The following is a 25,291-nucleotide window of genomic DNA, read 5'->3' as shown; positions in this document are numbered from 1 at the left end:
TCATTTAAATACAGTTAGTTAGTGTTTTTTATTATCTTTATTTTTCAATTTTAGGTGATTTGAAAATAATTATTCAAATATTTTGATTGGTCAGTTCGAATTTATTAACCAAGTAAATAATTGAAAAATTATATTGTGGGTTTTGTATAACAATACACAGGAAATTCCGAGGTAATTGTTTTAGTCAAAACAACTAAAAATACAATGTTATTAAGATTAAATATCATATTTATTCACAATGTTAAAAGAATTAACGTTATCTAGATGGATATGTGGTAATGCAACATTTTAAAGCGCGATATTGTCGTTGATTGGTATTATTTACTATAAAAAACCGAGATAGCTTTTGTTATATAAAGTTATTTAATATCAATTTGTTATGCCATTTTTTGAGGGTTATTCCTATCTAGGTAATATTAGTCAGGTAGTTGTTCTAGTTTTTGGCGTATCTGTGACATCACCAAAGGGGTTCCTAGACTGAAGTTTAGCATTCCCACCTCATCAACTATCACTAATGCTTTATTTCGTCCAGCGGGCGTCATTGAAATACCAGGAAGACGCCAAATACTCTTTGTGCCTCCAAGCGTTTTGGCGCTTTCATGGCTTACGACAATTAAATCAGGTTGTCCTTCAATAACGGCTTCGGGTGAAAGAGGCTGATAGAGTGTCATGTTTGCCATGGCATTTTTAGCACCAATTGCGGTAATAAGTTTATCTGCTGTTGTATTTGTTCCTGCAATTAAGGGAAGGGCACCACCTTTATTGATAATAAAAAGAATATTTTTATTTATTGGGGATATTTTGATTTTACTGAGGTCATTCTGAAAGCTTTGGATAAGCTGTTCCCCCAAATGGACTTGGTTTATTTGTTTGGCAATAATGCGAATTTTGTTAGGGATGGCTTCTAATGTCATTCCACGAGCAACTTTAATAACGTGTATTCCTTGGTTTTGTATATGTAATAAGGCTGACGAAGGCCTAGCTTGGTCGCTGGCTAAAACAAGGGTAGGCCGCATTGAAATAATACGTTGAGGATCAATACGTTTTATATCTTCAATAGTTGGAGGAATTTGTGCAAAAGAGCTCAAAGTGCTTTGAGCAATGATGTTGTCACCAAAATTAAGAGCAAAAATAATTTCGGTGATATCGTTACCCAAAGACACTATGCGCTCTTTCGACGCAGAATTATTTGATATACAAAGTGTTATGAACGCTAGAAGCCAGTATTGCATAAAATGACTCAGTAATTAAATATGGGGTAGAGAAAGTATTTGTTGGTTCCACAATGCTTGCTCAGGAACCCCCTCAGTGCGCTGCCCATACATTTGTATGATTTGATTACCTTGGCTATCGAAGACTTCAAGGCTTGTCACAAACCCGTCTTGCGTCGGCTTGCGAGTTACCCAACATTCAGAGATGCCATTCTCAATAATATGCAAATTAAAATCATTGCTAGAAGCATTAAGCCAATCTGTTTGTGAGCTTTCAATTTTCAGGGGTGAGAGTTTATTGATAACACCCGTGAAAATTTGCACACAGCCACGATTGCCAACAAAAAGCATAATCTCATTTTTAGCTTGATGGGCAAGTGACAGTAATTGTGAGAGTGAATTTGCTGGTACTTGCCAAGCGAGTTCATTACTGACAATGCGAAAAACTTGCTGGCGGCTTAAATTATACGCTTTTAATAAGGTGAAAAATTGATGAACATCTGACATGTCACGCCATTGTTGTTCAATATGTTGCTTAGTCTCATCACTGATTTCGCTATCTGAAAAGGGTAGAACAGTATCGAGTTGCAGCGGAGGGTTATCAGTGGATGTATAGTGGGCTATGATATCTTGCCATGCATTCATATCAGTATTTTCACAGGTGTATACTTTGTGTATGGCATCGCCATTTTTATCAAAAAATTGAATGCTGTGCCGAATTTCATTTCCGACTTGTTCTGTCAGCGTAAACATGGAATCCCATTGTGCAAAAAACATGCGTAAATCTAATTGCCCTGGGTTTAAGAATAAGCCTGCATGGTCACTGAAACGGGGATTATCATACAACCCCGTTTGAATGTTCACGACGTAATTATTACGTGTAATGGCTTTTGCTTGACCAATGGTGGAGAGTGCATGGAGTAATTCAGGCAAATTACCTGAAAGCCGTTTTGCATTATCATGGCCAACCCTATGATATAAAAGCTCAGCTTCAGTGATGTTAAGCTGAGCGGCTAAGTCCCGAGCATGTTTGTCAGGGAATTGTTGTTTAATCTGCTGGTAGTTTTCATAACATATTAAATTCATAATAATTTCCTTTTTTTTGGTTGTTTTCAACGACAATTAGCCGGGGTTATGTACCGTATTAATAACCCCAACTCGCCGACTCTATTATTTCGTTACCATTTATAATTCACGTTAAAGTAGAAATTACGGCCTTCTTGTGGAATGCCCATAGAAGAAACGTAGTTCTTATTAAACGCATTTTTGAGGGCTAATGTTGAACTGAGCCCTTCAATGAATTGATCTGCTTTGTAGTTGATGTAGAAATCATGAACGCCATAACCGGCATATTGGACGACCTCTTTATGGTAGCGATCCAAACCTTTTTTCGATTTATGCTTTGGTAACTGGTAAGTTGTATTTCCTTCAAATTTTGTTTTTGCTGAAAACTCGCCAACCCAACCAAGATAGAGACCTGTTGTTAAAATAGGTGCATTAAAGCGCACAACCAGACTTTCGGGGCGTATAGCTGAAAGTGAGTAGTTGTCTTTGTCTTCTTTGCCTATGGTTTGGTTATAGCTTGCATTTAAGTCAAACCAATAGGTTTTATATTGAATAAAGCTATCAAACCCATAAATCGTTGCAGAAGGGACGTTGATGAAAAATGTTTCATCGGGGAAGTAACCGCGTATGGTTTTATCACTGTTTTCAAGTGCTGAATATGTACCATCGACGGTGATATGGTTTTTAGCTTTTGTGCTAAAAAATGTAGAGCCAAATTGCAAAGAATCACCCGTAAAAGCGATTTCATCAAAACTGAAGTCTAAACCGGCTTCATAAGTTTTGTTTGTCTCAGGCTGTAAGTCTGGAGAGACTCTAAAATTAGACACCATTTTGGTGAAAGGTATTGAGAAATGCTGTGAGTTATTATATAACTCAGCCATTTTTGGGGTACGGTAGCCTTCTGAATATGATGTGCGTAGTGTTAGCCAATGAATCGGGGTTGCACTAATCGCAAACCGTGAGGACCAATTCGTTTGTGTATTGGTTGCAAATTCTTTACGTGACGTTTGGTAATGGGTAAACCGCGTACCAGCTGAGAAGGTGACTGGGTAGTGAGCCAGAGTGAAGTCATCTATTAACCAAAAAGATGTATTAGCTAATTCAGCAGGGGGGTAACTGGTTGCATGGGCATTTGATTTTTGTTGTTGTTTGGTATAGTCGAAACCACTTTGGATATATTGGTTTCCGATGGCATTTATAGGAAGGTTGAAACTATTAGAAAATGTCGTTCCATAGCTATATTGATGGCGCTTTTCTTGATCATATTTATTGATTTTATTGAAAATACTATTGACCTTAACAATGTCAAGTTGATCTAACGTTAGAACTGAATAGTAAGCATCCCAATCAGCCTGCCAGTTGTATTGATTATTAAGGTCAAAGTGCTGATTGATGATAACATCCCGCTGATGGCTTTTTCTTTCATGAGGCGTATTTTTGTATCGCGTCATATCGACCTGAACAGAGGGCTGTTTTAGCGTAATACTTTCGTTGCGATATTCTTTGAGCTGTAATGTAACTTGATATTCAGGGCGGGCAAACCAAGTGGTTTTTATCATCCAGTTATCAATATTTTCATCGTGGTTTAGGCTTTTTGGAGTAAACACATCATCGAGTTGTTTTTTGCGTTTACTGTAGCTTAGTAGGGCATCTAAATTACCAGTACGTCCATATAACGCACTACCTGCATAGTAGCTATGATCATTACGGTTAATTCCGCTGTAGACCTGCCCACCTAATTTTTGGCCAGGTTTCAGTAAGTCAGTGGCGTTGAGTGTTTTAATTGAAACAAGCCCTGCCAATGCCCCACCACCATGGTGAAGAGAGCACCCCCTTTATAAACGGTAACTTTTTTCACGAGAGTCGGGTCAATAAAGGTGGCATCAAACAAGCCAGAGCTAAAATCCTGCGTGACATTATCGACAGTGATTTTAACGCCTCGGCTATCATAACCTCGCATTTGCACGCTTTGCCCATACGTACTTCCCGCGCCTGTAACGAGTATTCCCGACTGCCCTTTGAGTAAATCTAAAACAGAAGTGGCAGATTGTAATTCAGGGGCTTGGGCGTCGATAACATCAACTTGCTGAGCAACAGCAATTTTTTCGTGGTCAAACGGTGATTGGCTAACATGTATAATGTCACTTGCCTCTTGTTGTGCAAGTGCAATTTGGCTGGTACTGGTCACGGCTAAAGCAGTAGCAATCGTTGAAAAACGGAGTTTATATTTGTGTTGGTGGTTAGATATTGATGCAGGCATCAGGTTAAATAGCATAGGAAATCCTTTCCTTATGTGTCGTTTAAGTTGGCTGCCTTGATGCTATCTGGGTGGCGTGCTATAGATTGTCGGTATAACTTATTTATTTCGTTAGGATTAATTTACCTGAGCGTGTTTGCTTTAGTTGGTAAATTTCCCCACGGTGTAAGATTTCAACTTTGCCATCCTTATTAAGTAACTGCTGACTATCAACCATGCGTGTTGTTAATATCGCCTGAGTTGGTTTTGTTTCAATAGATACCGAATGTTGTTCTTCACTTTTATCTAAAAAAAGGTTCTTCGATATCATTTGATTTGTCTTTTTTAATAAGGTCATAAAATTTTCTCATGGGATTTCTAACGAGCAGCGTGTTAGCAGTGAGAATTATTATCGTTAACGGAGTGGAGGGTCAAGGTTTTTTTGGAGTAAATGAGGTGATAATTAAAAATTAATAGGTATTAATATTGGCATGTCTATTAATTTCGTTTTTTTATTTCTCTGGGTGATGATTTAAGCTCGCTTTGATAAGAAATTAATCAAAGCGAGTGGGGGCGATAGGATGAAAAATTATTTAAAGCGATGTTCCACTGCTTGAGCAAGAATTTCAATCAGTTGTTCAGTATCATCCCAACCAAGGCAAGGGTCAGTAATTGATTGACCATAAACCAAGGGGTGTTCTGGGCTGACTTTCTGTGTACCTTCAATTAAAAAACTTTCTGCCATCACACCGCTAATTGCGGTTGAACCATCTTTAATCTGTTCTGCAATATCCCGTGCAACCTCAAGTTGGCGGCGATGAATTTTCTGGCAATTGCCATGGCTAAAATCAACCACTAAGTGCTCTGGTAATTCAAATTTACGCAGTTTATCGCACGCAGCTGCAAGGTCACCAGCACTGTAATTTGGCTGTTTACCACCACGCATAATGACATGGCCATGTGGGTTACCGCTGGTTTGGTAAATGGTCATCTGGCCATTTTTATCCGGTGATAAAAACATATGTTGTGCTTTTGCGGCTCTAATCGCATCAATGGCAATGTTGATATTGCCATCGGTCCCATTTTTAAACCCAACAGGGCAAGACAATGCTGAAGCCATTTCGCGGTGGATTTGGCTTTCAGTTGTACGCGCACCAATTGCGCCCCAGCTAATTAAGTCAGCAATATATTGACCCGTCACCATATCGAGAAATTCGGTCGCTGTTGCTAAGCCTAGTTGGTTAACCTCAATCAGTAACTTTCGGGCAAGGCGAATACCGGTGTTGACTTGGCATGAATTGTCTAAGTTTGGATCAGAGATTAAGCCTTTCCAGCCTACAACAGTGCGTGGTTTTTCAAAATAGGTGCGCATGACTATTTCTAAGCGGTCTTGATGGTGCTTTCTTAATTCGTTGAGTTTCTTTGCATATTCAATAGCGGCATCGATATCATGGATAGAGCAAGGGCCGACAATCACCAATAAACGCGGGTCTTGGCCTGATAAAATCTGCTCAATCCGTTTTCGTGACGCTGTCACGTTTTCGGCAACTTCTGCGGAAATAGGAAATTCATCGGCGAGAGTTTGTGGTGTGATTAAACTGTCCACTCTCGCAGTACGTAATTCATCAGTTTTGTGCATTTTTGTTCTCAAAAACTTGAATAGGCTGTCGCCATATAAGTGATAAAGATCACAATAAACGAATATGGCTTAATTTCAACCTCCAACGTAAATTGAATGAATAATTTTTTTTATTTTATATTCACTAAAATATACGTCTTTGTAGCCCCATGGTATCAATCACTTTTGCAGAAATTTCTTCTACAGAATAGTTAGTAGTATTTAAATAATTGATTTTATTCTGCCTAAATAGCGCTTCCACTTCAGCGATTTCAATGCGGCATTGCCTAATTGAGGCATAGCGGCTATTTTCACGGCGCTCTTCACGGATTGCGGCTAATCGCTCTGGGCTGATGGTCAAACCAAATAATTTGTGGGTGTAAGGGCGTAGCGCTACGGGTAACTGTAGGTTGTCCATATCATCCGCAGTGAACGGGTAGTTTGCCGCTTGAATACCAAATTGCATGGCCAAATAAAGGCTGGTGGGAGTTTTACCACAGCGGGAAACGCCAATTAAAATGACTTGAGCCTGGTCAAGATTTCTTAGGGAAATACCATCGTCGTGAGCCAATGTGTATTCAATCGCAGCAATGCGTGCATCGTATTGATTCATATTCTGCATTGATAAACCGTGGGTTCGGTTTAGTTTAGGCTCCGGTTCAAGTCCAACTTCCTTTTGAATTGGCGCAACAAGGCTTTGGACGATATCTTGGCAAAACCCAGAGCTTTGAGTGATTATCTGTTTAACTTCAGGGGAGATGATGGAATAGAACACCAAAGGGCGAATCTGTGTTTCTGCATACAGTGCGTCTATTTTTTGTTTGATTTCTTCTGCACGGGTCGGTGTGGTAACAAACGGTAATGTATAAGAGGTAAATGAAAGGGGAAATTGAGAAAGTACAGCATGCCCTAAAGTTTCAGCGGTAATCGCTGTACCATCAGAAATAAAGAAAACAGTGCGTTGAACTTGGCTGGCCATTGTATTTATTGCTCCTAATTCGGTCATCATTATTAGCCTCTTATTGTATTTATCACTGGTTATCGAGGGATATTATCTTTGTTTAAAGTTTAAAAATTAATTTATAGGGGGAAGTATAGCCATTTTTTGAACGATTTTTAGAACAAAAAAGTTTTCTTAATTGATGGAACGATTCACCTGTCCATCTTCTCATAGCGTCTGTGCTAGTCTATTTTACGAGGCGATATTTCGCCAACGAGATTTTTTACGATTTGTACTCTGTCACTAAATTGCTATAAAAGGATCGCTTTCAATGTCCACAAATGGCCTCACTCCGTGTAATGTACTTTGGTATAACCAATTAGGGATGAATGATGTTGACCGTGTAGGGGGCAAAAACGCCTCTCTCGGTGAAATGATCACTAACTTATCTGATCTGGGTGTATCCGTACCTAACGGTTTCGCGACAACCGCACAGGCGTTTAATGATTTTCTGGAGCAGAGCGGTGTAAATCAGCGTATTTACAACCTGCTAGATGAAACGGATATTGATGATGTGAACCAACTGGCTGTAGCAGGTGCTCAGATCCGTCAATGGGTGATTGATACCCCACTGACGAAGGAGTTGGAACAAGATATTCGTGATGCGTTTGCTCAGCTTTCTGAAGGTGAAGCGGAAGCTTCATTTGCTGTGCGTTCGTCTGCGACAGCAGAAGATATGCCAGATGCTTCATTTGCAGGGCAACAAGAAACATTCTTAAACGTTCAAGGTATTGATGCAGTTTTAGTTGCGATTAAACACGTATTTGCCTCTTTATTTAACGACCGTGCGATTTCATATCGTGTGCACCAAGGTTACGACCACCGCGGCGTAGCATTATCTGCGGGTGTACAAAGAATGGTTCGCTCTGATTTGGCGTCATCGGGTGTGATGTTCACCATTGATACCGAATCTGGTTTTGATCAGGTTGTTTTCATCACCTCAGCTTATGGTTTAGGTGAGATGGTAGTGCAAGGTGCTGTGAACCCAGATGAGTTCTATGTTCACAAACCAACACTGAAAAGTAACCGCCCTGCAATTGTGCGCCGTACCCTTGGCTCTAAAAAATTACAAATGGTGTATGCCAACAGTAAAGAGCACGGCAAACAAGTGCAAATAGAAGATGTCCCAGAAGCGTTACGCAATCGTTTCTCTTTGACTGACCTTGAGGTTGAAGAACTAGCTCGCCAAGCATTACAGATTGAGAAACACTACGGTCGCCCAATGGATATTGAGTGGGCAAAAGATGGCCATAATGGGCGCCTGTATATTGTTCAAGCAAGACCAGAAACAGTACGTTCTAACCAGCAAGTTATGGAGCGTTATCAGTTAAAACAACAAGGTCAGGTGCTGGTGGAAGGCCGTGCTATTGGTCATCGTATTGGCGCTGGTAAAGTGAAAGTTATCCATAATCTCAGCGAAATGGATAGAATTCAGCCGGGTGATGTGTTGGTCACTGACATGACAGACCCTGATTGGGAACCTATCATGAAAAAAGCGGCCGCTATTGTCACTAATCGTGGTGGGCGTACTTGTCACGCTGCAATCATTGCGCGTGAATTGGGTATTCCTGCGGTGGTGGGTTGTGGTGATGCAACAGAGCGTTTACAAGAAGGCCAAAACGTGACGGTCTCTTGTGCTGAAGGCGATACAGGTTTTGTGTATGACGGTGAGTTAGCATTTGAAATTCACAGCTCAGAAGTGAGCGATATGCCTGACCTTAACGTCAAAATTATGATGAACGTGGGTAATCCTGACCGTGCATTTGATTTTGCGTGTTTACCAAACGAAGGTGTGGGTTTAGCGCGTCTAGAATTTATCATCAACCGTATGATTGGGGTTCATCCAAAGGCGTTACTTGAATTCGATAAAAAATCGCCTGAATTACAAGCTGAAATTCGTGAAATGATGGCAGGTTATGAGGATCCAATTGAATTCTATATCGGCAAATTAACTGAAGGGATCTCTACGTTAGCGGCCGCTTTCTGGCAAAAACGTGTTATCGTTCGTTTATCTGATTTTAAATCTAATGAATATGCTAACTTAGTCGGTGGTGATGATTACGAGCCAGATGAAGAAAACCCAATGCTTGGTTTCCGTGGAGCAGGGCGTTATGTATCTGACAGCTTCCGTGATTGTTTTGCGTTGGAGTGTGAGGCGGTTAAGCGTGTGCGTAACACCATGGGTCTTACTAACGTTGAAGTAATGATCCCATTTGTACGTACTGTTGCACAAGCTGAATCTGTTATTGCGGAACTGGCGAAGCAAGGTTTAAGGCGCGGTGAGAACGGCTTAAAAGTGATTATGATGTGTGAAATTCCATCAAACGCACTGTTAGCCGATCAATTCCTTGAACATTTTGACGGTTTCTCAATCGGCTCTAATGATATGACACAGCTAACATTAGGCTTAGACAGGGATTCTGGTGTTGTTTCAGAGTTATTTGATGAGCGCAACGATGCCGTTAAAGCAATGCTTTCGATGGCGATAAAAGCGGCGAAACGTCAAAATAAATATGTGGGTATTTGCGGACAAGGCCCATCTGACCACCAAGACTTTGCTCAGTGGTTAGTTGATGAAGGTATTGATAGCTTATCATTGAACCCAGATACAGTGGTTCAAACGTGGCTAACAATTGCAGAAAATCAATAGCACAACTGTTTATTATCATTAATTGAAAAGGCCGATTGGGGATCCCTCCAATCGGCCTTTTTACTAATTTGAAATTCCTATCATTGCAATTGGTAATAACTATTGCTTAATAAGATAGATATAAAAAAGTCGCGAATGATTATGCATTTAATATGTCATACATATTATAAATACACACACATTATTACTCATAATATGTGTAATAATTTTAGGTGCTGGGTTAATCATTAACGTGATTAATTAAAAAGAAAGTGTGTGGGATAATGCTAAAGGAGTATATTTACTTATTTAAAGTAAATTAAAAATTGATTTTAATCAATGTTTGTAAACTGATGATTTAATTTAGATATGAATATTATTCATATTCACTTTTTAGGCAAAAAAAAAGCCTATCATGGGCTGACAGGCAAAGACTACACACAGCAATTCAGTTTTTCTCTACACCAAAAAAGGGGGAAGGCATAGTGATTAGATTCATTTAATTCAATGGTTGGATAATAAACTAATAAAATTATACAATCATTAAGAAATCTCTCAATATTAATATTACCTATTGTTACGTAAAGAGAAATATTCAGTACTTTTATGTTAACATAAATTAAGCTGAATACTAACGTTAGAATGTTAAATATTGTTTCTAAATATTAATGTGAGAAGAACCATTAATGAAACAGATATGCTTATCGATAAACATATCTGTTTCAATGAATAAAATTATTTCTTAATCAAGAATTCTTCTTCGAGAAACTTTTCGGTTTCACTTAGGTCTTCACTAGGCGGAGCGACTTCATTCATCCAAGCCTTTAATAAACTGTATGAAACCGCTAAAACAACAGGACCAATAAACAGCCCTATCATACCAAATGATAAAATGCCGCCAATAACTCCAACTAGAATTAGAACCATCGGTAAATCAGCGCCCATCTTAATCAGCCATGGGCGTAGTACACCATCCATGGTGGCTACTATGGCAGCCCAAACTGCCAAAATAATGCCCCACGTAGTGTCGCCAGTCCAAAATAACCATAATACTGACGGGATCATGATTAATAAGGGTCCTAATTGCGCCACGCAGCAGATAAACAGCAATACGGTTAGAATAGCCGCGTAGCTAATCCCAGATAGTGCAAGGCCAACGCCACCTACAATCGCTTGAATCAATGCGGTCACCACCACACCCAGTGCAACAGCACGAATAGATTGTGCGGCTAAGACAACAGCGGCATCACCACGGATCCCCGCTAAGCGAACGGCAAAATGACGCATGCCTAACATGACTGTTTCGCCTTTTAGGTAGAGCAAACCACTAAAGAGCAGCATTAATATTAAGTGGAAAACAAAACGCCCTGCGCTAATCGCTTGTGTGGCAAACCAACCTGCGGCTTGACCCAAGTATGGTTGCATTTTAGCGAGTAGCGCATTGCCACCGCTTGCCACTAAACTGTGCCATGCGTAATAAATTTTTTCACCCACCATTGGAATGGTATTTAACCACTCTAAGTCAGGCAATGTGAGGCTTGATGGCGACTTTGCCAGCTCAATGAGTGGGGAGCTATTTTCAATGATGCTACCGATTAAAATACCCAGTGGGATAACAAACAGCAGTAAAATGAGGAGAACCATCACTAAGGCAGCAAGCCATCTTTTATTCCACAGGCGGGCTTCAAGGCGTAATAACAACGGCCAAGTCGCAATGACCATCATTCCTGCCCAAACAAAACCGAGAATAAAGGGATTAAGCACCCAAAAACAGGCGGCTATCATTAAAACGATGGATAACAGCCCGAAAATAAGTTTAGGAAGATCCAAACGTTTTTGCGATTTTTCCATTAATGATTGATCCTTAACAAATGAAAATTCTGCGTATATGGTCTTTTTTAAGGTGAAAATAACGTAATTATTTTTCACGGTTAAAAAAAACAATATTGTGATATGGTTCATGACGACAATGTCATCAGCGGCTGTACTGTCTTTACAGGCTGTGAATACCGTTTTTCATAAACCTAAGACACTATTGTGCAACTTAAAATAAAGATAGTACATAACGAGTAATGCGAACACTAAACAACAAGAGTTATCGTTAATAATGATCCCGCGTATATCAGAAGCACCTCATCTCAGCCAACTCGTCATTGCGTTCTTGCATGAGCTGCAAGAACACGGCTTTACGGGTGATAATGGCACCAGTTATGCAGAAAGATTATCCATGGCGACAGACAACAGTATCTATCAGTTGCTGCCCCAAGCCGTCGTTTTTCCGCGCTCCAGTGCGGATGTGCAAATTATTACACGTATTGCTGGGCAAGAAAAATACCGTGAACTCACTTTCACTCCACGTGGCGGTGGTACAGGAACAAACGGGCAATCCTTAACAGAAGGGATTGTGGTCGATATGTCCCGCTATATGAACCGCATTTTAGAAATTAATCCAGAGCAGGGTTGGGTGAAGGTTGAGTCGGGGGTCATAAAAGATCAGCTCAATCAATTTCTAAAGCCATACGGCTATTTTTTCTCGCCGGAATTATCGACCAGTAACCGCGCTACACTAGGTGGGATGATTAATACAGATGCATCAGGACAAGGTTCGCTGGTTTATGGTAAAACCTCTGACCATGTATTAGGCGTTAAAGCGATGGTATTGGGAGGCGAATGCCTTGATACACGGGCTATGCCTATTGCGCTCGCCCAAACGATTGCGTCTGAAGATTCGGTGGTGGGGCGTATCTATAAAACGGTATTAGAGCGCTGCCTTGAACAACGTCCGTTAATTGAAGCGAAATTTCCCAAGCTTAACCGTTTTTTAACGGGCTATGACTTACGCCATGTGTTTAACGATGAGTTAACGGAGTTTGACCTCACCCGTATTCTAACAGGGTCTGAAGGGTCACTTGCCTTTATCACGGAAGCGACGCTGGATATTACGCCGCTGCCGAAAGTACGCCGCTTAGTGAATGTAAAATATGACTCGTTTGAATCTGCACTGCGTAATGCGCCTTTCATGGTGCAGGCAAAAGCATTATCCGTTGAAACTGTGGATTCAAAAGTGCTTAATCTTGCGAAGGAAGACATCGTTTGGCATTCCGTCAAAGCCTTAATTACAGATGTGCCAAACAAAGAAATGTTAGGGTTAAACATTGTTGAATTTAGCGGTGACGATGAAGATGAAATCAATCAATTGACTGAAAGTTTGTGTCAGCGCTTAGATGAATTAATGGCAAGCAATCAAGCAGGCGTAATTGGCTACCAAACCTGTCATGATCTGGATGATATCACGCGCATTTATAATATGCGTAAAAAAGCGGTTGGTTTACTGGGTAACAGTAAAGGGGCCGCTAAGCCTATTCCATTTGTTGAAGATACATGTGTTCCACCAGAGCATCTTGCTGATTATATTGTTGAATTTAGGGCGTTGCTGGATAACCATAAACTCAATTATGGTATGTTTGGCCATGTGGATGCAGGGGTTCTACATGTGCGCCCTGCGCTAGATATGTGCGATCCACAGCAAGAAATATTAATGAAACAAATTTCTGATGAAATTGTTGCATTAACAGCGAAATACGGTGGCCTCCTTTGGGGGGAGCATGGTAAAGGTTTCCGCGCGGAGTATAGCCCTGAGTTCTTTGGTGACGTGCTGTACAGTGAATTACGGAATATTAAAGCGGCATTTGACCCTGACAACCGTTTGAACCCGGGGAAAATTTGCCCGCCTGCGGGTTTAGATGCACCAATGAAACAAGTGGATGGCATTAAACGTGGTACTTACGATCGTCAAATCCCTGTACAAATGCGCCAAGCATTCCGTGGCGCAATGGACTGTAATGGTAATGGGCTCTGTTTTAACTTTGATGTAAAAAGCCCAATGTGCCCATCGATGAAAATCAGTGGCCAGCGTATTCATTCACCAAAAGGGCGCGCCACATTAGTGCGCGAATGGCTGAGGTTACTTGCTGAGCAAGGTGTAACACCGGAACATCTCGAAAAAGGCATCACACAGAGACAACCATCATTACGTGGGTTGATTGAGAAAACACGCAATACGTGGCGAGCTAAACAAGGTGATTATGACTTTTCCCATGAAGTGAAAGCCTCGATGTCAGGGTGTTTGGCGTGTAAGGCATGTTCAACACAATGCCCAATTAAAATTGATGTGCCATCGTTTAGAGCAAAATTTTTAGCGTTATATCACGGCCGCTATTTGCGCCCTGTTCGTGACCATATTGTTGCAAATGTAGAAGCTAGTGCGCCGTTACTGTCAAAAGCCCCTGGTATTTTTAATTTTTTCCTGCGCCAAAATATCGTACAAAAATTAAGTGAACGTACTATCGGAATGGTAGATTTACCGCTGTTTTCACAACCCACCTTAAAACAAGAGCTTTCAGGTCATGCCGCAGTCGCTGTGACGCTAGAGCAACTTGAAGGTATGAGCGCTGGGCAACGGGAAAATTATGTGCTGGTGGTGCAAGACCCCTTTACCAGCTATTACGATGCGAAAGTTGTTGCAGATTTCGTGCGATTAATCGAAAAATTAGGTTATAAACCTGTTTTATTGCCTTTTTCACCGAATGGTAAAGCGCAGCATATTAAAGGTTTCCTCTCTAAATTCGCAAAAACGGCCCGTAAAACCGCTGACTTTTTAAACCGCGTGGCAAAGTTGCAATTACCAATGGTGGGCGTCGACCCTGCGTTAGTTTTGTGTTATCGCGATGAATATCATGAAATTTTAGGTAAAGATCAGTGCCAATTTACGGTAATGTTGGCGCATGAATGGTTAATTACCTTGCCTGAACCACAAATTGCACAAACAAGTGCAGCACAGCCATGGTACTTTTTCGGGCATTGTACCGAGTCGACAGCGCTGCCAAACAGCGTGAACCAATGGGCATCTTTATTTGCGCGCTTTGGGCAGCAGCTTAATAATGTGAGTGTGGGCTGTTGTGGAATGGCAGGGACTTATGGGCACGAGGTTGCAAACCTTGAAAACTCAAAAGGAATTTATAACTTATCTTGGAAAGGGGCGATGTCGTCACTGCCAAAAGAGCGTTGTTTAAGTTCAGGTTACTCTTGCCGCAGCCAAGTAAAACGCATGGAAAATACGTTAATAAAACACCCGATTCAAGCTTTGTTGGAGATTGTTTAATGATTTGGAAACGTCAATTTGATTTAGCACAATTAGCTGAAATGTCAAAAACTTGCATGCTAGGGCATATTGGTATCGAAATCACCAAGGTGGGTGATGATTATATGGAAGGCACGATGCCGGTGGATGAACGAACAAAGCAGCCTTTTGGGTTGCTACATGGTGGTGCATCCGTGGTATTGGCTGAATCATTAGGATCTATCGCAGGTTATATGTGTACTGAAGGTGAACAACGCGTAGTGGGTGTTGAAATCAATGCGAACCATGTTCGTGCTGCGCGTTCAGGTATTGTACGTGGCGTTTGCAAGTCCATTCATCTCGGTCGGCGTCAGCAAGTCTGGAACATTGAAATTTTCAATGAGCAAGGTAAATTGTGTTGCACATCACGCCTGACAACCGCCGTTTTATTTGAGTAACACCTTTCTTTGTCTATCTCGTTTTCGGGAAAATATCTCGAAAACGAGTTGTTGTTTTTATTAATTGCCCCCATCTACGTATTCAGATGAATGCATTTTCATTTTTATCAAATAAATTAAGTTGTATAATAAATGCATCTTTATTAATTTGTGTCATTTTTGTGTATTTATTAGTACAAAATTAAATAAAAAATGTAACTCTATTTATCTGTTATTTTTCATTATGTTAAGTTGTGTTTTGGTTGTTTTTGTTTAATAAGTGAGCTCTAATTGGATAAAAAAAGTGCTAAAATAGCTATAACCTCTTAAAACAAATGGTTGAAGTAGCATAGGTAATCATTACCATAGGGTAGACAGAGTTAATCTCCTGATAACAGGCTGAAAAGCCATAAGAAATGTGGGGTCAATATGACTGACGGTGTAGAGACATTTTCATTTGATGAAAACAATTGGCAGGGAGTTTGCCTGACACAAAGCGCTGCAAAACAAATCAAAAAATTGATGGTGCAAAACCCAAACACTAAAGGGCTTTCACTCGGCGTTAAACAGTCTGGCTGCGCGGGCTTCGGTTATGTATTTGAGATGATCGAAAACCCAACCGACAACCACCTGTTATTTGAACTCGATGGGGCACACCTTTATGTGCCAAAAGAAGCAATGCCATTTATTGATGGCACAGTCGTTGATTTCGTCCAAGAAGGGCTGAATCAAATTTTCAAATTCAATAACCCGAAAGCCCAACATGCCTGTGGGTGTGGTGAAAGCTTCGGCGTTTAACATGTGAAGTCAGATTATGTCACAGAGCAATGTAGAAGTTGGCGATGATGTTCAAAGCTGGCTTGATGACCAGCGTTATAAAGAGGGCTTCTTTACGGAAGTCGCAACAGATGAAATGGCGAAAGGGATCAACGAAGATGTTGTCCGCGCTATTTCCGCGAAACGTAATGAGCCTGAGTGGATGTTACAATTCCGCCTTGATGCCTTTAATCACTGGAAAGGCATGGAAGAGCCCCATTGGCTCAAAGCCCAATACCCAAATCTTGATTATCAGGATTACAGCTATTATTCCGCGCCATCTTGTGGCTCATGTGATGATACCTGTGGTTCGCAATCTGGGGCAACCCAAGCAACAGGCGTTGCTGAAACCAATAATTACTTAACGGCAGAAGTCGAAGAAGCGTTTAACCAACTGGGCGTACCTGTTCGAGAAGGTAAAGCTGTTGCTGTTGATGCCATTTTTGACTCTGTGTCAGTGTCGACCACTTACCGTGAAGACCTTGCGAAACACGGCGTGATCTTCTGCTCATTTAGCGAGGCTATCCAAGAATACCCTGAATTAGTTCAGAAATACTTGGGCAGTGTCGTTTCAAGCCACGATAACTTTTTCGCAGCGTTAAATGCGGCGGTTGCTTCTGATGGTACCTTTGTGTACATCCCAAAAGGAGTACACTGTCCAATGGAGCTTTCCACTTATTTTCGCATTAACGCCGCTAAAACAGGGCAGTTTGAACGCACAATTTTGATTGCAGACGAGGGCAGTTACGTCAGTTATATCGAAGGGTGTTCAGCACCTGTTCGCGATAGCTATCAGCTGCATGCCGCTGTTGTTGAAGTTATTATCCACAAAGATGCTGAAGTTAAATACTCTACTGTCCAAAACTGGTTCTCCGGTGGGGATAGTGAAGAAGGCGGTATCTTAAACTTCGTGACTAAGCGTGCATTGTGTGAAGGCGAAAATTCCAAAATGTCGTGGACGCAGTCTGAAACAGGCTCCGCGATTACATGGAAATACCCAAGCGTGATCCTCAAAGGGGATAACTCAGTCGGTGAGTTCTTCTCTGTGGCACTGACCAACGGTAACCAGCAAGCAGATACCGGTACCAAGATGATCCACATCGGGAAAAATACCCGTTCAACGATTATCTCAAAAGGGATTTCAGCGGGTAAGAGCCAAAACAGCTACCGTGGTTTAGTCAAAATCCTGCCAAGCGCCCAAAACGCGCGTAACTTCACGCAGTGTGATTCCATGTTAATTGGTACACAGTGTGGGGCGCATACCTTCCCTTATGTGGAAGTTAAAAATAATACGGCACAGCTTGAGCACGAAGCCACAACATCACGTATTGGTGAAGACCAGCTGTTTTACTGCTTACAACGTGGAATTAGCGAAGATGATGCTATCTCTATGATTGTAAATGGTTTCTGTAAAGATGTATTCTCGGAGCTTCCATTAGAGTTTGCCGTAGAAGCACAAAAATTGCTGGCGATCAGCTTAGAGCACAGCGTTGGCTGATCCTTATCAAGTTTATTTGCGCGCAAGCGCTAAAGGCATGTAAATATGTTAAGTGTTAAAGATTTACACGTAAGTGTAGAAGGTAATGAAATTTTAAAAGGATTATCTCTGGAAGTGAAACCAGGGGAAGTTCACGCCATTATGGGCCCAAATGGTTCAGGTAAAAGTACATTATCGGCAACGCTTGCTGGTCGCGAAGAATATGAAATTGATAGCGGTTCAGTGACCTTTAAAGGTAAAGACCTTTTTGAATTAGATCCAGAAGAACGTGCGGGCGAAGGCGTTTTCTTAGCATTCCAATACCCCGTTGAAATTCCTGGCGTGAGTAACCAATTTTTCTTACAAACAGCTGTTAATGCTGTGCGTGAATATCGCCAACAAGATGCATTAGATCGTTTTGATTTCCAAGACTTTATCGAAGATAAAATTAAATTATTGGAAATGCCAGAGGATTTATTAGCGCGCTCAGTTAACGTCGGTTTCTCCGGCGGTGAGAAAAAACGTAATGACATCCTACAAATGGCCGCATTAGAACCACAACTCTGTATTCTTGATGAAACGGATTCGGGTCTGGATATCGATGCCCTGAAAATTGTTGCTAACGGTGTGAATTCACTGCGTTCTCCTGAGCGTTCATTCATTATTGTGACACACTATCAGCGCATTTTAGATTACGTAAAACCTGACTTTGTCCACGTCTTATATCAAGGGAAAATCATCAAATCAGGTGATTTCAGTTTAGCGAAAAAACTGGAGGAGCAGGGTTATGGCTGGCTTATTGACCAACAGTGAAAGAGCACAAAAGCGTGCTGAAGTTGCTGCGCTCAATGAGCAAGCAATGTCACGCTTTGCAATACTATTTGAACAACGCTTAGGCGAAAATTCGCAGCATGCAAAAAAACATTGGGAGCAGGCGAAACAAGTCGGCTTACCTGCGTTTCGTCATGAAGATTGGCACTACACGCCACTAAATAGCGTATTGAATACTCAATACCAGTTTAGTGATGCAGATGCTGTCACGAGTGAATGTGAAAAGCTCGCGTTACCAATTGACGCTTACCGCATTGTATTAATTGATGGGCGCTATAGTTCAGCACTCAGCTCTATTGATGTTGGGCCATTCCAAGTGTCTTTGCTCGATAATCAAGATTTACTGCCAGCGCCAGTCAATAGCGAAATCTTTTTGCATTTAACGGAAAGCTTGGCGGTACAACCGTTAGTGATCCACTTAGCCGCAAATAAAATAGCAGAAAAACCGTTGTATTTACTGAATATTTCGAGTGGAAAAAATGATGAACAGGCGATGAATATCAGCCAGTATCGTTATCATTTAACACTCGATACCAACAGTAAAGCGCAGGTCATTGAACACTTTGTCAGTTTAAATGGTCAATCGCATATGACGGGTAGCCGTTTAACCGCCGAAGTGGGTGACAATGCAGACTTTAGCCATTTTAAACTCAATGTAGAAAATTCGCAGGCACAACATTTCGCCCATAACGATATTGTGGTTGGCCGTGATAGTCGCGTTAAAAGCACCAGTTTCTTGTTAGGTGCTGGCTTAACACGTAACCACACGAGTGCTCGTCTTGATGGTGAAAATACCGAGCTTGAGCTTAACAGTTTACTGTTGCCAAAAGACAACGAAATTGCGGATACGCGGACGTATTTAGAGCATAACAACAGTTTCTGTAACAGCCGTCAATTGCATAAAGTGATTGCGATGGACAGCAGTAAAGCGGTGTTTAATGGGATGATCAAAGTTGCCCCAAATGCACTGAAAACTGATGGCCAGATGACGAACAATACCCTGTTGCTCGGTGATAAAGCTGAAATCGATACGAAACCACAGCTTGAGATTTATGCAGACGACGTGAAATGTGGTCATGGTGCGACAGTGGGTCGAATTGATGATGAACAATTGTTTTATCTGCGCTCAAGAGGGATTGAGGGTAAAGCGGCTAAGCATATGATCATCATCGCATTTGCTGCAGAGTTGACAGAGTCTATTGAGTCGGAAGAGTTAAAGCAAGCTGTGATGGCAAACATCCGCCAGCGCTTAGCGGAGGTTTAATCCCATGTCATTTGATGTTGCGTTAGTCAGGCAGGATTTTCCTGCCTTATCACAATCAGTGAATAACCATCCACTCGTTTATTTAGACAGTGCAGCGAGTGCGCAAAAACCGTTGCAAGTTATTGAGCGCGAGAGTGAATTTACGTTACATCAGTATGCCGCGGTTCACCGTGGCATTCACACACTCAGTGCTAATGCGACAACCATGATGGAAGAGGTGCGCCAAAAGGCCGCTGATTTCATCAATGCAGGTTCAAACGAAGAAATCATTTTTGTGAAAGGCACCACTGAAGGGATTAACCTCGTTGCGAATAGCTATGGGCGAAAACATCTCTTTGAAGGCGATAATATTGTCATTACTGAGATGGAACACCATGCCAATATCGTTCCTTGGTTTTTATTAGCCGAAGAAATTGGTTTTGAAGTCCGCGTGATCCCTATTTCAGATGATGGAACATTGCAGCTAGATAAACTCAATGAATTGATCGATACACGAACACGCTTATTGAGTTTTACGCATATTTCAAACGTGCTAGGCACTGTCAATCCAGTCAAAGAGATTATCCAACAAGCACGTGATATTGCCTCACAAAAAGACAGTGAACTGGCAATTTTGGTGGATGGTGCCCAAGGTGCAATGCATCAACAAATTGATGTACAGGATTTAGACTGTGATTTTTATGTGTTCTCAGGGCACAAATTATACGGGCCAACGGGTATCGGTATTTTGTTCGGCAAAAAGGCTGTCTTAGATGTGATGCCACCATGGGAAGGCGGTGGGGCAATGATCCGCCAAGTTAGCCTAACTAAGGGAATTACCTTTGCAGATGCACCTTGGCGTTTTGAAGCAGGTACACCAAATGTAAGTGCAATTATTGGGTTAGGCGCCGCATTTGACTATTTGACTGCATTAAATTTACACGATGTCTTTGCTTATGAAGCGCAAATCATGGCGTATGCATCGCAAAAGCTTAAAGATATTCCGTCCATTAGGCTATACGGTAACGACCAACGTGAAGGCGTTTTGGCCTTTAATCTTGGTGAGCACCATGCCTATGACGTCGGGTCTTTTTTGGATAGGTATGGTATTGCTATCCGAACAGGGCACCACTGTGCTTTACCGTTGATGGAGCATTACCATGTTCCTGCTATGTGCCGCGCTTCGGTGGGGATTTATACCACTAAAGAAGATATTGATGCGTTATTCAATGCGTTACAGCGCATTAAAAAATTGTTAGGCTAAGCACAAAAAATTAAGAGAATGGTAAAGGAAGTGAGTATGCCTGCATTACCCGATGAAAATAAATTATTACGTAATTTTGCACGTTGTCAGGATTGGGAAGAACGTTATTTGTATATGATTGAGCTAGGTGGGCGTTTACCTGAGCTTAATGAAACACAAAAAAGTGATAGTAATCTAATTGCGGGTTGCCAAAGCCAAGTGTGGATTGATATGCAGTTGCAATCGGATGGCTCAATTACCTTTGCAGGGGATAGCGATGCTGCAATTGTTAAAGGGCTAGTGGCGATTGTCATTATTCTTTTTCAAGGTAAAACACCGCAGCAAATATTAGCATTAGATGTAAAATCCTTTTTTGAGCAATTAGCGTTAGAGCAACATTTAACCCCTTCACGAACTCAAGGGTTGAATGCCATGATCCGCACCATCTTAGCGCGTGCAAACGAATTAGTTTAGTTTTACCGAGGGAGCGACTCAGTTCCCTCGTCTATTTTTTGGCTTTAACTTCCCACCTAATTAAGTCCTTATCAAAATACAATCATCGTATAAAGATTTGCTCAATAATATTAGTTAACTAAAATATTCATTAAGTATTAAAGATATTAAGAATAGTTGCTATTATGAGCAATAATCATTGCGTTATTGTCAGTACACTATTTTGGAGTAGGTATGAAAAGAGTTTTAACGGTGGCAAGTTTGTTTGTCATGAGTGCGTTGTTTGCGCCGGCTCAGGCAAAAGAGTACCCATTACCGGATAGTAACACCCGCTTAATCGGGGAAAATTACACCTATATCGTGCCGAGTGATGGTCGTCCCCTTGAAGCGATTGCTAGTGAACATGAAATTGGCTTATTAGGGATGCTTGAGGCAAACCCGGGGACGGACCCTTATCTGCCAGAAGCGGGTAAAGAGCTGATTATTCCTGCACAAATGTTATTACCCTCAACGCCAAGAACGGGTATCGTGATTAACTTGGCAGAGTTGCGTTTATATTACTACCCTGCAAACAGCGATAATGTCATTGTTTATCCAATCGGTATTGGCCAATTAGGCCGTGATACACCTGAAATGGTCACGTCAGTCAGCCAGTCGATTAAAGACCCAACATGGACACCGACTGCGAATATTCGTAAAAACTACGCAAAAGAAGGGATTACATTACCCGCCGTTGTTCCTGCTGGCCCTGAAAACCCAATGGGTTTGTATGCTTTACGTTTAGCTCATGGTCGTGGTGAGTATCTAATCCATGGCACCAATGCGGACTTCGGAATTGGAATGCGCGTAAGTTCTGGTTGTATTCGTTTACGTCCTGATGATATTGAAGCCCTGTTTAAAACGGTTCCGAGAGGAACTCGTGTTCAAGTGATTGACCAAGCAGTGAAATATTCCAAAGAAGCGGATGGTAGTTATTACATTGAAGTGCATCAGCCGTTATCTCGTTCGAGTCATGATGATCCACAAACCATGCCAATCAAGCTCTCTGACGATTTCAAACGTTTTCTTGAAAATGAAGGGATTGATAAGGCTTTAGTCCAAAAAGAGCTTACAAGGCGTTCTGGGATGCCTGTACGTATAAATAATGATCAGGGTACTAATGAACCAGCGCATGAAAACCAATATGAAGGGTTAACACCGATTGAGCCGTTCACCATTTCACAACCTGGCCCGATTTACGATGGTAAAATCGGCGCATTATTACCTGCCAAGTACCGTTCCTCTTTAGCTGTTCAATAATCAGCACAAAAAATAAGGGCCTATTTTCATAGGCCCTCATAAATACTATCAGCTTCTAAGAAGCGTCGTTTCAACTAGATAACGACCAATTCGAACTTATTTTTTGTAAGTACGGACTTGGTTGTCCAGACGTTGGTTAGCACGTGCTGCTTCTTCTTGAGCTGTCTGAACATCAGAACGCAGTGACTGAACGTCGTTGCTCAGCTGATCAACTTTACCATTCAGAGTTTGCACGTCTGAAGAGAGTTTTTGCACGTCAGTGCTGTTAGAACAACCCGCTAGTAATGCTGAAGCTAATACGATAGAGCCCAGTAGAATTTTAGTACGAATCATTATTTTACCCTCTAGATTGATTATCTTGAAAATATAAAGAGCAAGTCACCAAATAATAGAGCCAAGACGATTATCTTTAAGCTTGCTATATCCCTTTAAAACAACCTAATGAAAATTAGGGTATGGCACTTACTAAGTCTTATGCTAGTACTTAATTTAAAGATTTGCTAGAAATACTTTACATTTAGTCGTAGGAAAAAGAAGAAAAATTTCAATTAAGATTAATGAAGGTTGTTATTTGAACAATTAACGAACGTTTTGTGATATTACACTTAAATAGAGATAGGATATTTGCTAAAGAAATCTAAATGGATAAATAGTTAAGTCAAGATAGCATTAAATGTTAACTCAAAATAAAAAAGGCCGATAACTGAATTAACAATTATCGGCCTTTTAGCATTCTATAAAAAATTAATTACAGAACGTGAACAGAAGAGGTATTAGTTGTGCCACTCTGGACTAATGCACCTGATACCATGACAACTGCATCGCCTTCAACCGCTAAACCACTTTCTAATGCAGCGCGTTTACCTTCACGGTAGAAGTCATCGGTAGACGTGAAACCGCCAACAATCATTGGGATTACACCTTTTACTAACAGTAACTGGCGTGCGGTTTCTTCATTTGTGGTTAAGGCAAGAATTGGTGCAGTCGGGAAGTATTTACGAACAGATTTCGCTGATTTACCGCCGTAGGTTGCAACAACAATCAGTGGAACGTCTAGTTTTTCAGACATTTCAACTGCACCACGACATACTGCTTCAGTCACGCGTAAGCGCTGGCTTGGCTTTTGGTTGTCAATGCGAGTTGGCATTACGCGGTCGGTACGCTCACAGATAGTCGCCATGATAGTCACAGCTTCAACAGGGTATTTACCTTTCGCACTTTCACCTGACAACATAACTGCGTCAGTACCGTCTAAAATGGCGTTCGCCACATCACCGGCTTCAGCACGAGTAGGGCGCGGGTTTTTGATCATTGAATCTAACATTTGTGTTGCAGTAATAACGACTTTACGAGCCTTAACACATTTTTCAATCATCATTTTTTGCGCGAAGATAACTTCTTCGACTGGGATCTCAACACCTAAGTCGCCACGAGCAACCATGATGCCGTCAGAGGCTTCTAAGATCTCATCAAAATTGTTTAAACCTTCTTGGTTTTCAATTTTAGAAATAATTTGGATATTTTCGCCACCGTGTTTTTTCAGGTGAGCACGAATTTCTTCCACATCAGAGCGTTTACGGATAAAAGATGCTGCAACGAAATCAACACCTTGTTCACAACCGAATACGAGATCTTCTTTGTCTTTTTCCGCTAATGCAGGCAGGCCGATTGAAACGCCTGGTAGGTTGACACCTTTTTTCTCGCCAAGATCACCATTGTTTAAGACTTCACAAACCACTTCAGTTGCGGTCACATTGGTGACTTTCATGCCAATCAGGCCATCATCAACTAAAACAGTGTTACCGACTTTTAGGTCAGCTGTTAAGCCAGCGTAGGTGACAGCAACTTTGTCTTTATTACCGACGACAGATGTGTCAGTGGTAAACGTAAAGGTTTGACCTGCAACGAGGGAAACATCGTTACCGCCTTCTAATTTCATGGTGCGGATTTCAGGGCCTTTAGTGTCCAGCAGGATAGCTGCTTGTTTACCAGTTTTTGCACAAACAGAGCGAAGATTTTTGATACGTTGACCATGTTCTTCATAGTCACCGTGGGAGAAGTTCAGACGCATGACATTCATGCCCGCATCTAACAGTTGGGTCAGTTTTTCTTCAGATTCGGTTTTTGGGCCGATAGTACAAACAATTTTGGTTTTTTTCATGGCAGTCTATCTAAGGTTATAAAGGAAATCGGTATTGCCGCCGATGCTTAGTGCGCATGATAAAACTTGTTGCGCAACTCATTTATAAGAATAGGCGACAGTCTGGTGTTAATTCATATTATAATGAAACTTGTCACAATTTGATTCTAATTATAGTGTAGTCGACAAACTTCATTAAAGCTAACGTACTGATTTATTGTTGGTGAAACCTTTCAGCCAACGCGTGTATTATAGACAACAAAAAACTGTGAGACAAATCAAATTTTACTAAATTGAATGAAGAGATAGCTAAGATCAATTATTCAGTTGATTTTACGCGAGTTAAATTGTTGCGCAACAAAATAAGGCAAGTTTAAGTGACAATCAAGAAAATATTGGAATATAAATGAAGATGTTAGGAAATGGTGCGTCCGAGTAGACTCGAACTACCGACCCCCACCATGTCAAGGTGGT

Annotated in this window: 20 protein-coding genes and 1 other RNA gene; 10 read left to right on the top strand and 11 right to left on the bottom strand. The window is 41.2% G+C overall.

Annotated elements, in window-relative coordinates:
* Window positions 1–416 precede the first annotated feature (416 nt).
* From ABWP91_RS04520 to ppsR, 7 genes are all read right to left on the bottom strand, one after another.
* Window positions 417–1,163 carry a heme/hemin ABC transporter substrate-binding protein gene (locus tag ABWP91_RS04520; protein ID WP_353242237.1) on the bottom strand — a complete coding sequence of 249 codons (747 nt, stop codon included), beginning with the start codon at window positions 1,161–1,163 and terminating at the stop codon, window positions 417–419.
* A gap of 84 nt (window positions 1,164–1,247) precedes the next feature.
* Window positions 1,248–2,297 carry a hemin-degrading factor gene (locus ABWP91_RS04515; protein ID WP_353242236.1) on the bottom strand — a complete coding sequence of 350 codons (1,050 nt, stop codon included), beginning with the start codon at window positions 2,295–2,297 and terminating at the stop codon, window positions 1,248–1,250.
* A gap of 92 nt (window positions 2,298–2,389) precedes the next feature.
* The gene (locus tag ABWP91_RS04510; RefSeq protein WP_353242235.1) at window positions 2,390–4,078 is read right to left on the bottom strand and encodes a TonB-dependent receptor domain-containing protein; all 1,689 of its coding nucleotides are present in this window, start codon (window positions 4,076–4,078) and stop codon (window positions 2,390–2,392) included.
* Entirely contained in the window at window positions 4,030–4,551 is a 522-nt protein-coding gene (locus ABWP91_RS04505; RefSeq protein ID WP_353242234.1) for a Plug domain-containing protein, read from the bottom strand. The genes ABWP91_RS04510 and ABWP91_RS04505 overlap by 49 nt, the downstream gene beginning before the upstream one ends.
* Window positions 4,552–4,636: 85 nt before the next feature.
* On the bottom strand, window positions 4,637–4,843 hold the full coding sequence (gene hemP / locus ABWP91_RS04500) for a hemin uptake protein HemP (protein ID WP_353242233.1): 207 nt from the start codon (window positions 4,841–4,843) through the stop codon (window positions 4,637–4,639).
* 258 nt (window positions 4,844–5,101) lie between these two features.
* Entirely contained in the window at window positions 5,102–6,151 is a 1,050-nt protein-coding gene (locus tag ABWP91_RS04495) for a 3-deoxy-7-phosphoheptulonate synthase (protein ID WP_353242232.1), read from the bottom strand.
* Between the two features lie 124 nt (window positions 6,152–6,275).
* Window positions 6,276–7,139 carry a posphoenolpyruvate synthetase regulatory kinase/phosphorylase PpsR gene (ppsR, locus tag ABWP91_RS04490; RefSeq protein WP_353242231.1) on the bottom strand — a complete coding sequence of 288 codons (864 nt, stop codon included), beginning with the start codon at window positions 7,137–7,139 and terminating at the stop codon, window positions 6,276–6,278.
* 262 nt (window positions 7,140–7,401) lie between these two features.
* Between ppsR and ppsA the strand changes: the two genes are divergently transcribed.
* A complete protein-coding gene (gene ppsA, locus ABWP91_RS04485) occupies window positions 7,402–9,780 on the top strand; it encodes a phosphoenolpyruvate synthase (RefSeq protein WP_353242230.1) in 2,379 nt (792 codons plus the stop codon).
* A gap of 377 nt (window positions 9,781–10,157) precedes the next feature.
* Here the strand turns inward: ppsA and rprA are convergent.
* Both rprA and ydiK read right to left on the bottom strand, forming a co-directional pair.
* Window positions 10,158–10,268: antisense sRNA RprA (gene rprA / locus ABWP91_RS04480), an RNA gene on the bottom strand.
* 226 nt (window positions 10,269–10,494) lie between these two features.
* Window positions 10,495–11,610 carry an AI-2E family transporter YdiK gene (ydiK, locus tag ABWP91_RS04475; RefSeq protein WP_353242229.1) on the bottom strand — a complete coding sequence of 372 codons (1,116 nt, stop codon included), beginning with the start codon at window positions 11,608–11,610 and terminating at the stop codon, window positions 10,495–10,497.
* A 256-nt stretch (window positions 11,611–11,866) separates the two neighbouring features.
* On the opposite strand from ydiK, the gene ydiJ reads away from it, so the two are divergent.
* The 9 genes from ydiJ (at window position 11,867) to ABWP91_RS04430 (ending at window position 22,677) form a co-directional block, all read left to right on the top strand.
* Complete coding sequence (ydiJ, locus tag ABWP91_RS04470; RefSeq protein WP_353242228.1) at window positions 11,867–14,920, top strand: D-2-hydroxyglutarate dehydrogenase YdiJ; 3,054 nt, start codon at window positions 11,867–11,869, stop codon at window positions 14,918–14,920.
* Window positions 14,920–15,336 (top strand): hotdog fold thioesterase, encoded by a 417-nt coding sequence (locus tag ABWP91_RS04465; protein WP_353242227.1) that lies wholly within the window; start codon window positions 14,920–14,922, stop codon window positions 15,334–15,336. The genes ydiJ and ABWP91_RS04465 overlap by 1 nt, the downstream gene beginning before the upstream one ends.
* A gap of 408 nt (window positions 15,337–15,744) precedes the next feature.
* Window positions 15,745–16,113 (top strand): Fe-S cluster assembly scaffold SufA, encoded by a 369-nt coding sequence (gene sufA, locus ABWP91_RS04460; RefSeq protein ID WP_353242226.1) that lies wholly within the window; start codon window positions 15,745–15,747, stop codon window positions 16,111–16,113.
* A gap of 16 nt (window positions 16,114–16,129) precedes the next feature.
* Complete coding sequence (gene sufB / locus ABWP91_RS04455) at window positions 16,130–17,629, top strand: Fe-S cluster assembly protein SufB (protein ID WP_219248685.1); 1,500 nt, start codon at window positions 16,130–16,132, stop codon at window positions 17,627–17,629.
* 45 nt (window positions 17,630–17,674) lie between these two features.
* Window positions 17,675–18,421, top strand: coding sequence for a Fe-S cluster assembly ATPase SufC (gene sufC / locus ABWP91_RS04450; protein WP_047757043.1), 747 nt, complete (start codon window positions 17,675–17,677; stop codon window positions 18,419–18,421).
* Complete coding sequence (gene sufD, locus ABWP91_RS04445; protein ID WP_353242225.1) at window positions 18,396–19,703, top strand: Fe-S cluster assembly protein SufD; 1,308 nt, start codon at window positions 18,396–18,398, stop codon at window positions 19,701–19,703. Before sufC ends, sufD begins: the two co-directional genes overlap by 26 nt.
* 4 nt (window positions 19,704–19,707) lie before the next feature.
* Window positions 19,708–20,946 carry a cysteine desulfurase SufS gene (sufS, locus tag ABWP91_RS04440; protein ID WP_353242224.1) on the top strand — a complete coding sequence of 413 codons (1,239 nt, stop codon included), beginning with the start codon at window positions 19,708–19,710 and terminating at the stop codon, window positions 20,944–20,946.
* A gap of 36 nt (window positions 20,947–20,982) precedes the next feature.
* A complete protein-coding gene (gene sufE / locus ABWP91_RS04435; RefSeq protein ID WP_353242223.1) occupies window positions 20,983–21,399 on the top strand; it encodes a cysteine desulfuration protein SufE in 417 nt (138 codons plus the stop codon).
* Window positions 21,400–21,612: 213 nt separating this feature from the next.
* The gene (locus tag ABWP91_RS04430; RefSeq protein ID WP_353242222.1) at window positions 21,613–22,677 is read left to right on the top strand and encodes a L,D-transpeptidase family protein; all 1,065 of its coding nucleotides are present in this window, start codon (window positions 21,613–21,615) and stop codon (window positions 22,675–22,677) included.
* Window positions 22,678–22,773: 96 nt separating this feature from the next.
* Here the strand turns inward: ABWP91_RS04430 and ABWP91_RS04425 are convergent, their stop codons facing one another.
* Both ABWP91_RS04425 and pykF read right to left on the bottom strand, forming a co-directional pair.
* Complete coding sequence (locus tag ABWP91_RS04425) at window positions 22,774–23,010, bottom strand: major outer membrane lipoprotein (protein WP_353242221.1); 237 nt, start codon at window positions 23,008–23,010, stop codon at window positions 22,774–22,776.
* A 415-nt stretch (window positions 23,011–23,425) separates the two neighbouring features.
* The gene (pykF, locus tag ABWP91_RS04420) at window positions 23,426–24,838 is read right to left on the bottom strand and encodes a pyruvate kinase PykF (protein ID WP_206084038.1); all 1,413 of its coding nucleotides are present in this window, start codon (window positions 24,836–24,838) and stop codon (window positions 23,426–23,428) included.
* Window positions 24,839–25,291: the final 453 nt, after the last annotated feature.

Origin of the sequence: Providencia sp. (genome assembly GCF_040396775.1) — a bacterium.
GTDB lineage: Bacteria > Pseudomonadota > Gammaproteobacteria > Enterobacterales > Enterobacteriaceae > Providencia.
Note: the sequence above shows the minus strand (reverse complement) of the source record. Positions and strands in the feature narration are given on the sequence as shown.

Coding starts and splice junctions, on each gene's coding strand:
- ABWP91_RS04515 (WP_353242236.1), bottom strand. CDS start 2,297: ATGAATTTAATATGTTATGAAAACTACCAGCAGATTAAACAACAATTC.
- ABWP91_RS04505 (WP_353242234.1), bottom strand. CDS start 4,551: ATGCTATTTAACCTGATGCCTGCATCAATATCTAACCACCAACACAAA.
- hemP (WP_353242233.1), bottom strand. CDS start 4,843: ATGATATCGAAGAACCTTTTTTTAGATAAAAGTGAAGAACAACATTCG.
- ABWP91_RS04495 (WP_353242232.1), bottom strand. CDS start 6,151: ATGCACAAAACTGATGAATTACGTACTGCGAGAGTGGACAGTTTAATC.
- ppsR (WP_353242231.1), bottom strand. CDS start 7,139: ATGATGACCGAATTAGGAGCAATAAATACAATGGCCAGCCAAGTTCAA.
- ppsA (WP_353242230.1), top strand. CDS start 7,402: ATGTCCACAAATGGCCTCACTCCGTGTAATGTACTTTGGTATAACCAA.
- ydiK (WP_353242229.1), bottom strand. CDS start 11,610: ATGGAAAAATCGCAAAAACGTTTGGATCTTCCTAAACTTATTTTCGGG.
- ydiJ (WP_353242228.1), top strand. CDS start 11,867: ATGATCCCGCGTATATCAGAAGCACCTCATCTCAGCCAACTCGTCATT.
- ABWP91_RS04465 (WP_353242227.1), top strand. CDS start 14,920: ATGATTTGGAAACGTCAATTTGATTTAGCACAATTAGCTGAAATGTCA.
- sufA (WP_353242226.1), top strand. CDS start 15,745: ATGACTGACGGTGTAGAGACATTTTCATTTGATGAAAACAATTGGCAG.
- sufB (WP_219248685.1), top strand. CDS start 16,130: ATGTCACAGAGCAATGTAGAAGTTGGCGATGATGTTCAAAGCTGGCTT.
- sufC (WP_047757043.1), top strand. CDS start 17,675: ATGTTAAGTGTTAAAGATTTACACGTAAGTGTAGAAGGTAATGAAATT.
- sufD (WP_353242225.1), top strand. CDS start 18,396: ATGGCTGGCTTATTGACCAACAGTGAAAGAGCACAAAAGCGTGCTGAA.
- sufS (WP_353242224.1), top strand. CDS start 19,708: ATGTCATTTGATGTTGCGTTAGTCAGGCAGGATTTTCCTGCCTTATCA.
- sufE (WP_353242223.1), top strand. CDS start 20,983: ATGCCTGCATTACCCGATGAAAATAAATTATTACGTAATTTTGCACGT.
- ABWP91_RS04430 (WP_353242222.1), top strand. CDS start 21,613: ATGAAAAGAGTTTTAACGGTGGCAAGTTTGTTTGTCATGAGTGCGTTG.
- ABWP91_RS04425 (WP_353242221.1), bottom strand. CDS start 23,010: ATGATTCGTACTAAAATTCTACTGGGCTCTATCGTATTAGCTTCAGCA.
- pykF (WP_206084038.1), bottom strand. CDS start 24,838: ATGAAAAAAACCAAAATTGTTTGTACTATCGGCCCAAAAACCGAATCT.